Here is a 16,791-nt window from a genome sequence, read left to right on the forward strand (position 1 = left end):
GGAACTCACATGACGACACGTGCGCGCAACGGCAAGGATCGCCAGCGGATGCGACAGGAGGCATGCGCATACCGAATGGTGCCGCTGGCCAGGGCCATCTCAGTGGGGTTGGTGGCAGCCGGCGCGCTGGGCCATGCCGATGCGCAGCAGGCCTTCAGCTCGGCGTGGTTTGCGAGCAAGTCCGCGATACAGAACACGGCTGCGGCCACCGGACGACTGCCCAACGGGACGCTGGCGTCCAGCCTGACCAGCCCCCAGGCGCAACAACAGCAGGCCAATGCGGTGCTGCAACGTTCCATTGACAACCTCGGACTCGCTGCGCGCTCAATCGCGGCGCAACAGGCCGCTCAGAATGCTGCGCGCGTGGCTGCGGCTGGGGAGCCCTCTTCCGTTCCCGATGGTCTCGCAGAAGGTGGTTTGAAGGTCGATGCCAACAGCCTTACCGCGGGCTGGCTCAATGCCAACGCTCCCGTGCAATCGAACGCTGACGGACGCACCCACGTGGCGGTCGAGCAGACCGCCGACAAGGCCATCCTGAACTGGGAAACCTTCAACGTGGGCAAGAACACCACGGTCGACTTCCAGCAGCAGAAGGACTGGGCCGTGCTCAACCGGGTGAACGATCCCAACGCGCGCCCCAGCCGGGTCCAAGGCCAGATCCATGGCGACGGGACCGTGCTGATCGTCAACCGCAATGGCATCGTCTTCAGCGGTGTGAGTCAGGTTGACACGCGCAACCTGGTGGCCGCCGCCACCGACGTGGACTTGAGCCTGTTCAAGGCTAACGGAATTTACACCCTTGGCACCGGCAATACCCCGACCTTCAAGGACGCCGTTGGCAAGGTCGTTGTGGAAGCCGGCGCCCGCATCACCACCCCGGAGCCCGCCTCCGGTACTCAGAGTGGTGGCTACGTGCTTCTGCTGGGCAATCAAGTCAACAACGCCGGTGAGATCACCACCCGCAAGGGCCAGACCGAACTGGCTGCTGGCGACAGTTTCCTCATCCGCAAAGGCGTCGCCACCGATACCAACACCGCCTCCACCACCCGCGGCAATGAAATCGCCCCGCAGATCGACACCAGTCTCACCCCCGGCCAGGTCGCGAACGGCAACACCAAGGACGGTAGCACCGGCAAGGTCGTCAACACCGGCCTGATTCGGGCCCGGGAGGGCGACATCACCCTGGCGGGTCATGACGTGCAGCAAAACGGCGTGGCGGTCTCCAGCACCACCGTCAACACCCGAGGCACTATCCATCTGCTCAACTCGGCCAGTGACGGCACGGGGCAGGTCACCCTCGGGCCAGACGCCCTCACCGCCATTCTGATCGAAGACGACGGCAAGACCACCGCCCTGGACAGCCAGCGCGACGCCCTCATCAAGGAGTCGGCCACCCAGGATGCGTTGCGCACCCGCACCGGCGGCTTCGACAACCTCTCCGTGCTGAGCGACCGTCGCGATCAATCCCGGGTGGAAATCGTCACCGGCGGCACCGCCAAGTTCCAATCTGGCAGCCTCACCGTGGCCACTGGCGGGCAGATCGCCGTCAGCGCCGGCCAGCGCAGCTTCGTCGCCGAGGGTGCCCAGCTCGACGTTTCCGGCGCCGTGGGCGTCAACGTCGCCATGGAAAGCAACAGCGTGCAGGTCAACGTGCAGGGCAATGAGCTGCGCGACTCGCCCCTGAACCGCAATGCCGCCACCCTGTTCAACGAGAACGTCTGGCTCGACCGGCGAGAGCTCACCCTGGTGTCTGCCGGCACGGGCGGCTACACCAGCGACCGCTGGTACAGCGCCGGTGGCCTGCTCGAGGTCAGCGGTTACCTGGGCCTGCAGGGCCACGGCATCGGCGAATGGGCGGCCCAGGGCGGCACCGTCACGCTCAGCGGCAAGGAAGTCGTCACGCAGCAGGGCTCGGTGGTGAACCTGGCCGGCGGCAGTCTCGACGTGCAGACCGGCGTGATCCGCCAGACCTGGCTACGCGGCAGCGATGGGCAGATGTACCGGGCGGACAAGGCCCCGGCCGACATGCTGTTCACGGGCGTGACCACGGGTTACGACGCCGAACACGCCCGCTGGGGCGAAAACACCACCGAACACTTCTACAGTCCCATCATTGCGCCGCAGCAGCGTCTGGAAAACGGCTACACCGTGGGGCGCGATGCGGGACGGCTTCAGATCGACGCGCCCACCTCCAGCTTCGAGGGCAGCATCGTCGCCACCGTCTTCAATGGCCAGCGCCAGGCCGGCGCACGCCCTTCCGGCGTCACCGATGGCTACAAACTGACGCAAACCACCGTCGCACTGCCGGGCACGCTGGCGCTTCAGAGCTATGGCGTCCTCGGTAACGTGCCAACGGTCTTGGCCTCGGACACCCAAGTCACCTTCAGCAACGACAAGGCGCCCGCTGATCGCACCGGCACCAGCTGGTTCAACGCCGACGCGATCAGCAGCTTCGGCCTTGGCGGCCTCACGGTGTGGTCGACCAAGGGCATCGCCGTCGCCGATGCCTTGACGCTGGCACCGGGCGGCAAGGTCGATTTCGCTGCGCCGAGCGTTGACGTCTATGCCAATCTCACGGCGCGGGGCGGCAGCGTGTCCCTCGGCAGTCTTGCCGGTTCGATCGGGCTGATCGATGCCAATGGCGCGGTCCATATCGGGCTGCATACGGGGGCCACGATCGACACGCGTGGCTTGTGGACCAACCTGCTCACCGATCCCGACGCCGATCCTTGGCGTCTGGCCTTCATCGACGGCGGCGGGGTGTCGCTGAAGCTGACCGGCGGGGACAATACGCAGACAACCAACTCCGGCGACGTGACGCTGGAGACGGGTTCGCGGATCGATGCCTCCGCCGGCGGCGCCATCCTCGCCAATGGCAAATTCACCGGCGGCAAGGGCGGCGACATCACGCTGGCGACCTTCGACTGGAACGACAGTTCCCATCAATCGTCGCGACTCGCCGCGACGCTGACATTGGACGGCACACTGGCCTCCTATGGTTTCAGCAAGGGCGGCGCGCTGACGATTCAGACCGGCGGGACGGTGACGATCGGTGACCAGGCGGTCGATCTCTCCTCGGGGCAACTGCCGGCGGGCGTGGCCGCGCCCTACGACCTGACGCTGGTCCAGGACTACAACGTGGCGGCCGGAACGCCACTGCCAGTTCAGATGACGCGATACTATGCGCCGGGTACGTCGCTGCTCGATCAGGCGATGCCAGCCAGCAATGCGAGCGCTCTGGTAGTGGCTTGGTCCGGATTTTTTGCCAACAACGCCACCGTCGGCGCGTGGACCGACATTCCGGTCGCGATGACCTATCGGTCCGGCGGAAGTACGGTATCGGTATCGAAGGGCGGCACGATTCCGGCCGGTGTGAACCTTGTTTCCATCGAAACCGCGGGACTGACCGTAATGCCGGTCGTCCAATTTCCGAGCAGCGTCTTCGCCTCCCTCAAGGATCAGTTCAGCTCGTTCACGATCACCTATGCGGTGGGTTCGACATACACGGTCGATGTAGCCGTGTCGGCCGGCACGGTCATTTCCGCTGGCACGACCTTGCAGCAGGCGGCGTCGGTGCAGGCCCCCCTTCAACTCGATCCCGGCGTTTTCGGCTCTGGTTTCTCCAAGTACGCGGTCAATGGCGGTCACGGGGTCTTCGTCAGCGATGGCACCAAAGTGGATGTGACCATGCCGGTCTACCAGCTTTCGGCCTCGGCCTCTCGGTTGGCGACCGGCGGCGATGTCGCGCGCGCGGTCGATCTGGTGCTGCCGATGCTCTATACGGAAGATCCGATCCACGGCGAGCTGACCCAGCGGGCGGGCGCCAGCGTCGCGCTGGCTGGCAGCGAAATCACGGTCGGCAGCGGCGCCAGCCTGACGGTCGACCCGACGCAGTCGATCCGCCTGACTGCGTCGAACTCGATCGTCGTGAACGGCGACCTGGTGGCACATGGCGGCACCATCGCCTTGCTGCCCGATCTCACCAGGGCTGCGTCCAGTTTTGACAATGGCGTGCTGTGGATCGGCGAGAGCGCACTGCTCGACGTCTCTGGCGAGGCGGCGATCGCCGTCGACAGCCGGGGGCGTCGCTACGGTTTTGCGCAGACCGGCGGCTCGCTCCTGATCGGGTTGGAGAGCAATACCTCGACTCCCGACGCCGTCGGGAACTGGTCGACGCTCAAGGCGATGGGGACGCCGGTAGTGATACGGCCGGGTGCGCGACTTCTGGCCAACGGTGCCGCCGCGACGATCGATGTCGCGCAGGCCGATGGCTTGTCCGGTGCGGCCGCTCAGGTCGCGCTGGCCGGTGAGGGCGGTCTGATCCGCATCGGATCGACCAAGAGCATCTTCAATGACGGTACCCTGGAGGCGCGCTCCGGCGGCGCCAACGCTGCCGGTGGCACGCTCAATCTCGTGCTCGAAGTCGGTACCGTCCTCAATCAGTCCGGCCAGCCGATGATCGATCCGGCCGGGCGCATCATTACATTGACTCAAAGCGACGTCGCGTCGGGTCTCGCCGCCGACCTGACGCCAGCGAATGCCGCCGGCTTGCCAACCGGCCAGGCGCAGATCAGCGCCGATCGGGTCGCCGCCGGCGGGTTCGGCACGCTCGACCTGTGGTCGCGCAGCAAGTTCGTCTTCGATGGTGACGTCTCACTGAATCTGCCGAAGTCGCTGTTGCTGCATCGCGGGATGCTCACACATACCGAGGCAGCGTCGAGTGTCGTGCTGTCTGCGCCCTATGTGCTTCTGGATGGAGCGGCGACGATCAAGGACGGTGCGGCGATAAACCTGGATGTCGGGGCTACCAACGCCGGCAGCCTGACAATCTCCGCTGCACTGATCGATGTCGATAAATCAGTTTACTTCGGTGCATCGTCTTCGTTCGGTGAGGTGCAGGATCTCGGCTTCGCTCATGTCGCATTGAAAAGCAGCGGCGATCTTCGCTTTGCGGGCCACAAAGTTCTGCGCGATGCGTCGTTCGATCCTACCGATCCGGCCAGCTATACGAACCTTCCTGCTGGACTGTATTCGGGTGGGGCGGATTTCACCATCACTGCCTCGCAGCTCTATCCGGTCACTGGCGGGGTTGGGGTGATACAGGTCGGTCCGAACGAGAACCCGACCGCCGGCGATCCAAACTGGACGTTGACAATCAACGGCCTCGGCGACAACCCCGCCGTACCGCTGTCGGCGTTCGGATCGCTCACCGTGAATGCGCCGACGATCCACCAGAATGGCATCGTCCGAGCGCCGCTCGGGACGATCGCGTTCGGCAAAGGAAACTACTCCTATTACGACACCGGTGGCAATAAGCAATATGTCTCGCACGTCACGCTCGGCGCCGGCAGCATCACCTCGGTCAGCGCCGAGGGGCTGACAATGCCCTATGGCGGCACCGTGGATGGGCTGTCCTGGCTCTATGAGGGGCAGGCTGTGTCGTTTGCCGATCTGGCGACGCTCAACAGCGGCATCAGCTTCAACAGTGCAACGCTGACAGCGCAAGCGGGGTCGCTGATCGACGTCTCCGGCGGAGGATTGCTGACTGGCGCCGGCTTCGTCGCCGGGCGCGGCGGTTCGGTCGACGTGCTGCACACCGCGCTGGCCAACGCCAATCCGGCCAACACCTACAGTAACTCGAGCTCACAGGTCTATGCGCTGGTGCCCGGCAATGCATCTGCCTACGCGCCAGCGACCGCCGACGCCACCACGCCAGCCATCGGCCAACAGATCACGTTGGACCACGCGGTCGGCGACCTGCCGGCTGGCACCTACACCTTGATGCCGGCGACCTATGCGCTGCTACCGGGCGCTTATCGCATCGAACTCGGGACCAAGACAACCCTGACCCAGGATGCGGTCCGACTGACCAACGGCTCCTATGTCGCCACCGGCATGCTTGGCACGGCCCATACGGGCTTGCGCGACTCCTTGGCGACAAACGTGACCATCACCCCGGCGGCCGCGGTTCGCAGCTATTCGCAATACAACGAGACCAGCTACAGCCAGTTCGCCATCGCCAATGCCGCCACCTTCGGCGGCGTTACCTCGCGCCTGGAACGCGACGCCTCGTCGATCTCGATCGACTTTGGCCCGAACACCGGCAATGTGCTCGATTTCGAAGGGCTCGCCGACCTGACCGCCGATGAGGGTGGAAAGGCCGGCACCCTGTTCGTCGGCACCAGCAGCAGGCTGAACCTCCCCACCTCAATCGAGGTGCGGGCTGAGGGATCCGCCGCGACTGCCGGTATGGCCTCGGTCACCGCCGAGGACCTGTCGCGCTTCAATGCCGGCACGCTGGCCCTCGGTGGCCGCTACAGCCTTACAAACGCGACGAACAACCAATCGACGGGTTTGGCGTCAGGGCCTGAGGTTGTCTTCTCCGCCGCTTCCGACAGCACGGTCCTGCGCGCCGGCGCCGCTGTTCATGCCGGGCAGGTGTTCGTGTTGGCCAAGGACGCGGTCACCGTCGAGAGCGGTGCGACGATCGACACGCGGCAGGGAGCTACCAACCTGCTGGATTCCTCACTGGGCTACGTATTCAATATCTCGTCGCCCCAGAATAATCAGGGCAGCAGCGCCATCCTCGCTGTCGGCAATGGCCGACTCGATTTCCTCGGCGCGGCGAGCGGCACCTTGCCCAGCAGTATCACCATTAAGGACGGTGCATCGCTGCTGACGCGCGGCACCATCGCGCTATCAAGCAGCGGCGCGCAGACGCTCGGCGACGTCAATCTTGAAGCGCGCTATCTGGCGTTGTCGACCACCGCCTTCAACATCGGTACAGCGCAAAGCCTGGCTGCCGGCGGCAGCACGGGCGGCATCGCCCTCACCCAATCGATCATCGATCGACTGCTCGGATCGGGCACGCCGCTGGAGCAGATCACGCTGGCGGCCAGCCAGTCGATCAATTTTTACGGCAATGCCGCCATCGATCTGACCGATCAGGCTGGCGTCGCGCCGACATTGGTGCTCAATACGCCCGCGCTGTACGGCTGGGGGGGCGCCTCGGATCAGGCTTCGATCATCGCCGATACGGTGGTGTGGAGCGGGGTGTCCAGCGGCTTTGGCGTGCCGGGCAGCCCCTTTGTCAGCGCTACGCCCGGCGCGGTGACGGCGGGCGGTGCCGGCACCGGTTCCGGCAGCCTGAGCATCAATGCCCGCAACATCGTGTTCGGTTACGCGCCCGGCGCTCGTAGCCAGGACCAGACCGCACTCCACCGGCTGACGCGCGGCTTCTCGACGGTGAACCTCGTCGCCAGTGACAGCATCACCGCCAACAATCGCAACACGCTCTCGGTCTATGCCTCCGGACCGAATCGCGGAGCGGTCTTCGACCCAGACACCTATGTCGGCCAGGGCGGCACGCTGAACCTCGTCACCCCGCTTCTGACCGGCGATGCCGGCTCGTCAATGGCCTATCGCACCGGCGGCGGTCTGACCGTCAGTGCGCCGGCGGCAGGCGCCGCTGCGACCGCGTCCGTCACCGCCCTCGGTGCCGACATCCAGCTGTTCGGCAACCAGGTCAGCATCGACACTGCCGTGGCGTTGCCGAGCGGCCGGCTGTCCATCACCGCCGACAACGGCATCACGCTCGACGGGCGCGCCGCCATCGACCTGGCCGGCCGGACAGTGCATGCCTTCGACGTTACCAAAGAGAGCTGGGGCGGCGATCTGCTGCTGGAAACCACCCATGGCGCCATCACCCAGGCGACCGCGTCCAGCATCGACGTGTCGTCGACGAGAGGTGAGGCCGGATCGGTCACGGTCACGGCGACCGGCGTCGGCGGCACCGTAGACTTCGCAGGCAGCCTGGCCGGTGCCGGCGGTCAGGGCCTGGCCTCCGGCAGCATGGATCTGCGCGTCACCAGCCTCGACGATTTCACCCGCTTCAACCAGAAGCTGAACGCCGCAGGGTTCTTGGAGGCGCGCAGCTTCGTGATCAAAACCGGCGACCTCACCATCGGCGACGAGGTGCGCGCCAAGACCGTTGCGATCTCGGCCGATGGCGGATCGCTCACCGTCAATGGCCGGATCGATGCCTCGGGGACGAGCGTTGGCAGCATTTCGCTGGCCGCACGTGACGACCTGACGCTGGCCTCTACCGCCGTGCTCGACGTCCATGGCACGACCCTCGCCGTCGATGGTCGCGGCGCGCCAATCGAGGCCAACAACCGCGGCCAGATCGAATTGACTGCAAAAGCCGGCACGCTGCGTCTGAATACCGGCGCGACGCTGGACCTGTCGACGCCGAGCGGCGCTTATGGTCAAGTCGTGCTCAACACGCCGCGCACGGGGGAGACATCAGGCGACATCCTGATCGCCGCCGCCGGCCCGCTCGCGATCAAGGGCGCAGCCAACATTGCGCTCGACGCGTTCTGGACCTATGCGCTGCCGGGCGGCAGCGTGATCACCCAGACGACGCTCGATGGCTACGATGCGGCAAACACCAGATTCATCAACGCAGCGCTCGGCAATGGCGCGCTGCAGACCCGCCTCGCCGGTCTCAAGACCTATGGCGACGCCTTCCACCTGCGGCCGGGCGTCGAGATCGCATCGACCGGCGACCTCTCCACCTCGGGCGATCTCGATCTGTCGGGCTATCGCTACGGTCTCAATGCCAACCGAGACGCAAGCTCGGCCACCTATGGCGCCGGCGAGCCGATGGCGCTGGTCATCCGCGCCGCCGGCACGCTCACTGTCAAAGGCAGCATCTCCGACGGGTTCGCCGGCACGCCGGGCATTCCGGGAACGCCCAATGTCTATGGCGGCGTGGTGAATATTCCGGGGACGTTCGAATCTGACGGCGCAGGCGGGTACTACAGTTTCGACTACAACACCCAGTACTACATGGCCACCGATTGGGTCGTTCCCAATACCCCAAGCTATGAGTACGGACTTTACCTCGGTAGCGGATCCTACAATCCCGGAGATACCGTCAAGGCCGGAACCCCCTTCTATTTGGGGGAACTCTATATAGACCCCGGTGTCACGTTGCCAGTTCTTGCAGCTACGTTCACTGCCGGCATGCCCGACGTCCCGGGAAAAAGCGGCGCAACGGCCGGGGCTGTCATGCAAGCGGCGGGCACGCAAAGCGCTTCGTTGCGGCTGGTTGCTGGCGCCGATCCGGCGTCTGCGGATCAGCGCACGCTCGTCGCCGCCTCGGCGCTGCGGGCGGTAGGCCCCGGTTATGGCAGCTTGGTGCTGGATGCGCCGATCACCACAGATCCGTCCACCGGCCTTGAGGTCGCGTCGGTACTCCGCACCGGCACCGGTTCGCTCGACCTGCGTGCCGGTGGAGATTTCCGGCAGAACTCGCTCTACGGCATCTACACCGCCGGTACCCAGGTCGCCGGTACCGATACTTATAACAAGACAGCTTCGGACACCCAGCGCATGTACTTTGTCGATCACGGCGGCGATGTCACCGTCAGCGCTCAAGGCGATCTGCGTAGCTATACAGCCTACGATCCCGCAGGTGGTGAATTCAACAGCAGCGAACCTTCCAACTGGCTGTGGCAGCAGGGTGATTCGTCACAAGGCGAGGTCACGGCCTGGGGCATCCATTTCGGCGGCTTTGCCGGAATGGGTGCCCTCGGCGGCGGAAACGTCCACATTCATGCCGGCGGCGATGCCGGCTCCACCAGCAGCTTCAGTGTCAAAGACAATTCTGGGTATCTGCCTACATCGGACGACTCCTTCAATGTCGTGGTCGCCAGCAGCGGGTATGTCGCGGGCGCAACGCCGAGCCAATTTGGCGGCGGCACCCTGCAACTGGATGTCGGCGGCCGCATCAACACCGGCGTTTATACGAGCGGAGGGCTCGCCGACAACTTGGGAGTCGGTACCGGCGCCGTGATCAATCTGCGCGGTGATACCACGATCGATGCCGGATCGATCGGCCAGCTCGTGACCAGTGGCTACGGCCTGCGCAATACCGTCAGTTCGATGGCGCCCTACGACCCGCGTGCCGCAGACACCACGCGGCCTCGCGACCGCACGTTTTATACGCCGCTGCGGCTGGTAACCGGCGATGGCAGCATCACGGTTCATTCCCGTGGCACTGCCGCAGTCCTCACCGCAACCGACCCGTCTCCGGACGGCATATCCCTCTGGACCGACCGCAGCGGCTACACGCTGTTTTCGGCCGGCGGAAGTCTCAGTCAACTTCCGGTGGCGGGTGCCGGTTTTTCCAATAGCGACAATCTGAGCTTCGATCCGGCGAACTTCACGGCCATCGCGCCGTCCGGTTCGATCACAGTGGGGCTCATGCTGTCTCCCAGCAGCACCGGAAGTCTGGAACTGCTGGCCGGCGACAGCCTGTTCGGCACAGCCATCATGACCAGCGGACCGACGGCGACCGATCTTCATGCCGGCGACCGCGATCCGATCCGTCTCTATGCCGTGGCCGGCGACGTCATTCTGGCGGTCGGTAACTATGACAGCAACAACACGGGGTCTGATGCTCCCCAATTGCTCGCTGCGAAGCCCGTGGTGATGCGGGCCGGCCGCGACATCCTCACCAATGCCTATATCCTCAACAACGATCCCACCGATGTGTCCGTCATCTCCGCCGGGCGCGACATCCTGAACTCCGTCATCGGAATCTGGGGGCCTGGCCAGCTCGAGGTCTCGGCTGGCCGTAACGTCTATCAGAGCGACCAAGGCAGTCAGTACCTGAACGACAAGGGCTCGATCATCTCGTACGGCGCCATCGTCACCGGCGACACGCGGCCAGGCGCCTCGATCGTGGTGTCGGCCGGCGCAGGCGCCACCGGGCCAGACTATGCGAAGCTGGCACAGCTCTACCTCGATCCCGCCAACCAGGCATCGGCGGGCGCGCCACTCGTCGACCAGCCCGGCAAGGTCGCCAAGACCTATCAGGACGAACTGATCGCCTGGCTCAAGGAGCGCTTCGGCTATGTCGCCAAGGACGGTGCCGATGCCCGCGCCTATTTCGCGGCGCTGGCGCCGGATCAGCAGAACATCCTGCTGCGCGAGGTCTATTTCGCCGAACTGAAGGCGGCCGGGCGCGAGTACAACGATCCCACAAGCTCGCGCTACGGCTCCTACCTGCGCGGGCGCGCCGCGATCGCCGCGCTGTTTCCGGCCGACCAGACCTACGACGGTGACATCACCATGCTCACCTCCTCCGCGGCGCTCGGTCCCAACGTTCGGCGCGGCGGTGGCGTCCGGACGCTGTTCGGCGGCGACATCCAGATGCTGACGCCAGGTGGTAAACAGATCATCGGCGTCGACGGGCAGGTGCCGCCCTCGACGGCGGGCGTGGTGACGCAAGGCGCTGGCGATATCTCTCTGTATTCCCAGGACTCGATCCTGCTGGGTCTGTCGCGCATCATGACGACCTCTGGCGGCGACATCCTCGCCTGGTCCGCGCAGGGCGACATCAACGCCGGTCGCGGCAGCAAGACGACGCAGATCTACACGCCCCCCAAGCGCGTCTATGACGCCTACGGCAATGTCACGCTGTCGCCGCAGGTGCCATCGTCGGGTGCCGGCATCGCGACGCTCAACCCGATTCCAGAAGTCCCGGCGGGCGACATCGACCTGATTGCCCCGCTCGGCACCGTTGATGCAGGGGAAGCGGGTATTCGCGTGTCGGGCAACGTCAACATCGCCGCGCTGCACGTGGTGAATGCCGAGAACATCCAGGCGCAGGGCCAATCGACAGGCTTGCCGGCCGTAGCGGCGGTCAACGTGGGTGCCCTGACCAGCGCCAGTGCGGCCGCCAGTTCGGCGGCCATCGCGGCGCAGGAGACGGTGCAACGCGCCCGCGAGGAAGCACGTCAGGCGCAACCCTCGGTCTTCACGGTACGGGTGCTTGGCTTCGGCAACGAGCCGATGGAGGGCGGGGAAAAAGCGCCACCGTCGCCGCCAGAGCTCAAATCCGATGGAGGGTCGTACCAACAAGCCAGTCCGGTACAGATTGTCGGTCTTGGTGGCACCGTCGACCCGAGGCAGGCAGCTCGGTTGACTGCCGAGGAGCAGCGTCTTCTGCAACATGACCGCTAGGGCACTCTCAAAAAATCGGATTTGCCTCCTTCTTGTCTCGGCCCAGAACAGGTGACCACCGTCTTGCCTTGGAGTTGTATATGGTCTTTGATTATTCTTTCTCGCTGCCGACCTCGTATCGCCTTAGCGCGGCCGATCGCAGCTGAACATCGGAGGTCGATCCGTCATGAAGCCAAACGCGGCGCATTGCACAAGCGCATCCCATGCCATCGACGACGTTGCCGAGGGGCCGCTTGTCGGCAACGGACCCACCATCACCCTGCGTGATTTCCTGTTAGGAAACTATGCGGGCCTGCACCGTCGTCTGATGCGGCGCCTGGGTTGTCCCGACCTCGCGAGCGAATGTCTGCACGAGACCTGGCTACGGCTCGGGCAGGTAACGCTTTCGGGAGCGGTGCAATGTCCCGAAGCCTATATCTATCGTGCAGCTTGCAACGCCGCGACAGATCAGCTGCGCGGCGATCGCTCATCGCTCCACCTAGACCAAGCTGAACTCGAGCACTTGGTCGATCCCGCGCCCGGTCCGCACCTGCTTGCTGAACTGCGATCGGATCTGAGGGCTGTCGAGCATGCGATGCAGCGCCTGCCGCACCGGCATCGCTACGTGCTGGTCGCTTTGCGTGTCGAGCAGAAGTCTCGCCAGGAGGTCGCGGATGGCTGTCACATTTCGCTCGCGAGCGTGGACACGATGTTGCGCCAAGCGCTGGACCATTGTGCTGAAGCAACGGGTCAGGTCGTCATGGGGGGGGTCAGTCGAACGAGGCGTGGTTTTTCGCGGCGGTGGCGGGCTGCCTCAGGGGGCACCGCGTCGGCGCGGCAACGCAGTGGCGATTGGCGCCCACATCCTTCGTCCGCGATCTGCCGCGTATCAATATCCAGTTGAATATTCCGCATCAACCGCGAGGGATCGCTCCCGAGAATTTTCAATCGGACTGACATGTGGCACTGCGACCATCGAGGCGAGAACGTTGTTGATGTTCTGTCTTTAGGCCCGGCGCCGGTGGGCCTGAAATGTGGTGAATTCAGGGACTGCCGTTCGTATCCGTCGGACGCGTCCTCATCGCTTAGACGTGCGTCTTGTGCAGAGTGCCACCGCAGTCGAGCGCGCTTCAAGCGCATGCGAAGCGTGCAACGACCCGTTGAATACTCCGCGCGGTATGCAACAAATGCCGACGAGCTATTGCGTGCACAGATCTTGCTGGCTGTTGTGGTTGTTCTGCAGCGGAAAAGCCCAAAGTGAAATAAGGAAGAGCGGAAGGCTATGTTGCATCCTATGAGCTACGTTAGCTGCGTCCGTGGGGCCGACGATTTGATCACCGGCATGCAGTGCTGCTCCGAGTTACGACTACGAGGCCGTTTCCTGCACCACATCGATGATTTCTCCATCGCATTCGGGTTCGGGCCATGAAGGAAGTTCTTATCACCCTGGGCGCGATGCAGGGAGTCGGTGTGGTGCTCATGTTGAGCATGATCTGGCGGCGTCGTGATCGTTGCAAAGACGGGCTGGAGGGGTGAATCGAGCTGGGGAACCAAGCTCGATATCCCATGCCCGCGGCGCTGTCGCGAGCGTGCATGGACCGTCGCTCTACCTGGCGGAACACGGAGCAACGGGTGATTCAAATTCAAAACTGCGGCTCTCAACCGCCTATCGCGACCTGCGCTCGATACCGTCGATTGGGGCATGGGCATTATCAGCCACTGGTCCCGTTTGGCTGTCCGTTGAGGCCGGTAGCCAATCGGACGCGGGGGGAGCGTCGCGCGTATTTCGGCAGCCTATCGAGTGGGATCGCTTGACGGTACGACGCTGGCAAGCGTCGGCCTGCTGTGCAGGGTGATCGCTTCGTCTGCGGCTTCAAAGCAAAACCTCGAGTTGTCGTGACGGCACTTCTGGATAGCTGGTCGCTCCGGCCACGCCGATCCGCACGGTGCCGTGGATCCCCGTACAGCACGCGCCGAGAGCATCCCTGTTTTCATCCGTGACTCCCTGAAGGGCGGCGACGGTATCACACTGTTCGTGCGCAGCCCAAGTCAGCGGGCGCATAACGTCCCGCGCGCGGCGTCGCCGCACCTCCCTGAAAACCAGACCTCCAGCAGCCCTGATTTGTCGCGTCCTGCGGCGCGATGTGGCGCTCACCGCGCGGCGGCTCTGTCTGCCATCTGCCCGCTGTCCCGAAGACAGCCGTTTCCCTCGTCCTTCGCTCTATTCCGTTGAATTTGCGCCCCTGCTGGCATGGGCCGGCTTTGCCTGCAAGGGGGTGTTCATAACGCTGGGCGCGTTGCGAATGCTACCCCCTTGCTCCCCCGTCCTCGGGGTCGCCGCATCTCACCGGGCGAAGAACTCAGGAAAACGGCGGCCAGCTACGGGCAAGAGGCCGATGCCAACAAAACCCTCATTTGGAGGGCTCTGAATCTAGGAACCTGGCGTGTCAGTGAAGTCACATCCCTGAACTCGCTGCGCTGATCGAAGCCGAAGGCCTTTTGAACCCGTTGTGTGTGGTGGCCGAGGAAGGCAAGACGAAGCGCGCCACGGGCCGTTTCGGCGTGATCGCTGGTGGCCGCCGCCTGATGGCGTTGCACTCCAAGCCGCCCCGTTTTCAAAAGCGATGGCGCACGCCCACCACGTAGCTCTTGGCCGTTCCCGCGCTGACCCTGTCGGCCATCGCGAATGCATAGAGCGCCGTGCGCTTGGACAGGTCGTAGACGTAGCCCAGCGTGCTGGTGGTCCGCCGGGCCGTCAAGCTTCCGCTCGTCTTGTCCTGCCCGACCGCCATCTGCAGTTCGCCGTTGCCCCAGCAGGCTGTCACGCCCACATCGGGCATCTTGTCGGTGGTGCCCGTGCGGTCGTTCCGCACGCGCGCGTATTGGCCGAAGACGCGCACCGGACCGACGCCGTAGGCGCCGCCCAGCATGTGCGTGGTCTGGTCCCGCCGTGTGTCGAGTGGCATGAAAGGGGCGACCAGCAAGGTTGTGGAGGCCGGCGGCGGCGCGTAGCCTACGTGCTGCGTGGCGGCGCTCAGCAGCAAGGGGCCGTCCACGTAGATGACGTTGGCGGCATAGTTGGGCGAGCCGCGGCCTTCGTCGGGTGACCCCTCGACATTGAACTCGACGCCGCCGAGGCGCGGCGAGGTGTAGCGCACGGAGTTGACAATCGTGGTGTCCGCTTCCAGCACGCCGCGGGCGCCGGTGTTGAACAACTGCCGGAACGACGGCGAGAACGTTGAGTTGGTGCCCATGGCGTTGGTCAGCAGCATTGTCACGAACATCGGGTTGTCGTTAGAGCCCAGACGTACTTCCCCCCACGGCCCCGCGAGCCCGACGACCGCCTGCCTGGACCACATGAGGTCCCCCGCGGAGGTCGGGTTGCCATCGAAGCGCCCGGACGCGCCGTTGTCGACGCGGAAAAAGCTTTCGAGCACGAAGCTCGCGGTGAGCCCGCCGCCGAGATCTTCGCTCCCGCGCATGCCGAAGTAGCTGGTTTGTAGGGTGCCGCTATGCACCCCGGTGGTCTTTGTGATCGGCGCGTTGGGCGCGCCGGGTGGTTGGGCGGACACGGTGCCGACGGAGGCGTCGACCGTGCCGTAGAGCTGCACCTGGGCCTGCGTGGTGCAGGCCATTAGCGCGAGATTCAAACCCAACAGGATGGCGAAATATCTGGTTCTCATGGTTGTCTCCGGTCTTCTTTTTTAGAATGCGTCCAGTCGGCAACGGCTTTGGGGTACCGTGACTGGACGCCCGAACTCTCGATGGAACCCGCTTGATAGAAAAACAATTTATGCCGATGGTCTCCATCGCCATCGGCAATACCTGCGAGACACGGACTCATGCGCTTTGAACGCTTCGACTTGAATCTATTGGTCGTTCTGGATGCCTTGCTCGAAGAGAAGAACGTGACGCGTGCAGCCGAGCGCCTGCACATCGGTCAATCGGCCGCCAGCGGTTCCCTGGCCCGGTTGCGCGACTATTTCAGTGACGAACTGCTGGTGATGGTCGGACGTCAGTTGACGCTCACGCCCCTGGCGAAGACGCTGGTTCAACCGGTGCGCGAAAGCCTGCTCAGCGTGAAGGCTGCGATCTCGGCCACGCCTCAGTTCGATCCCGGCACGGCGACGGAACGCTTCACCGTCTGCGCTTCGGATTACGTGACCACCGTGATGCTCGCGGACGCCCTGCAACGCGTCAGCAAGATCGCGCCAAACCTGACGGTGGACATTCGCACGCCCCCGAAGGACGTCTTCGAGTTGTCCGAGCGCGGCAGCATCGACCTGCTGGTGATGCCGGAGCAGTACATGGAGCGCCTGACGTACACCAAGCAGCGCTGGTTCACGGACGACCAAGTCTGCCTGGTCTGCGCACGCAACACGTTGGTCACCGACACCATGACCTTCGACGAGTACATGTCCATGAGCCACGTCGCCGTGCGTTTCGGCGACGACCGGGCCGTCACCTTCGAAGGATGGTTTCTTCCTCGCTACGGAAAGCAGCGGCGTGTCGAGATCGGCGTCGACAACTTCAGCACCTTGCCGTTGCTCATCATCGGGACGAACCGCATCGCCACGATCCACAGCCGCATGGCGGAGCACTTCGCGCGCTATCTGCCAGTTCGCTTGGTACCGCCACCGTTCGAGATTCCGACGCTCGTCGCGATGATGTGCTGGCCGCCGCATCTGGACAACGACCCGGCGCACCAATGGTTCCGCCGTATGCTCCTCGAAAGCGCGAACCCGCCGCCTGCCGCGGCGGCGGATGCGCCCGCCTGAA

General features: G+C 64.5%; 5 protein-coding genes. 4 read left to right on the plus strand and 1 reads right to left on the minus strand.

Annotated features, from left to right (window positions below; genetic code table 11):
* The first annotated feature begins 9 nt into the window (after positions 1-9).
* The 3 genes from J2W36_RS23480 to J2W36_RS26635 all read left to right on the plus strand — a co-directional run bounded on the left by J2W36_RS23480 (position 10) and on the right by J2W36_RS26635 (position 14,658).
* Positions 10-12,033: a filamentous hemagglutinin family protein gene (locus J2W36_RS23480; RefSeq protein ID WP_307692197.1), complete on the plus strand. Its 12,024-nt coding sequence runs from the start codon at positions 10-12 to the stop codon at positions 12,031-12,033.
* A gap of 166 nt (positions 12,034-12,199) precedes the next feature.
* The gene (locus J2W36_RS23485; RefSeq protein ID WP_307692198.1) at positions 12,200-12,916 is read left to right on the plus strand and encodes an RNA polymerase sigma factor; all 717 of its coding nucleotides are present in this window, start codon (positions 12,200-12,202) and stop codon (positions 12,914-12,916) included.
* Between the two features lie 1,556 nt (positions 12,917-14,472).
* Entirely contained in the window at positions 14,473-14,658 is a 186-nt protein-coding gene (locus J2W36_RS26635; protein ID WP_370869377.1) for a ParB N-terminal domain-containing protein, read from the plus strand.
* On the opposite strand, the gene J2W36_RS23490 is transcribed toward J2W36_RS26635, so the two are convergent.
* Positions 14,628-15,695, minus strand: a complete 1,068-nt coding sequence (locus tag J2W36_RS23490) for a porin (protein ID WP_307692199.1) — start codon at positions 15,693-15,695, stop codon at positions 14,628-14,630. The genes J2W36_RS26635 and J2W36_RS23490 overlap by 31 nt on opposite strands.
* A gap of 159 nt (positions 15,696-15,854) precedes the next feature.
* Here J2W36_RS23490 and J2W36_RS23495 point away from each other — a divergent pair, with 159 nt between their 5' ends.
* A complete protein-coding gene (locus tag J2W36_RS23495) occupies positions 15,855-16,790 on the plus strand; it encodes a LysR family transcriptional regulator (RefSeq protein ID WP_307692200.1) in 936 nt (311 codons plus the stop codon).
* The last annotated feature ends 1 nt before the right edge of the window (position 16,791 follow it).

Origin of the sequence: Variovorax ginsengisoli (assembly GCF_030811835.1) — a bacterium.
Lineage (GTDB): Bacteria > Pseudomonadota > Gammaproteobacteria > Burkholderiales > Burkholderiaceae_C > Variovorax > Variovorax ginsengisoli_C.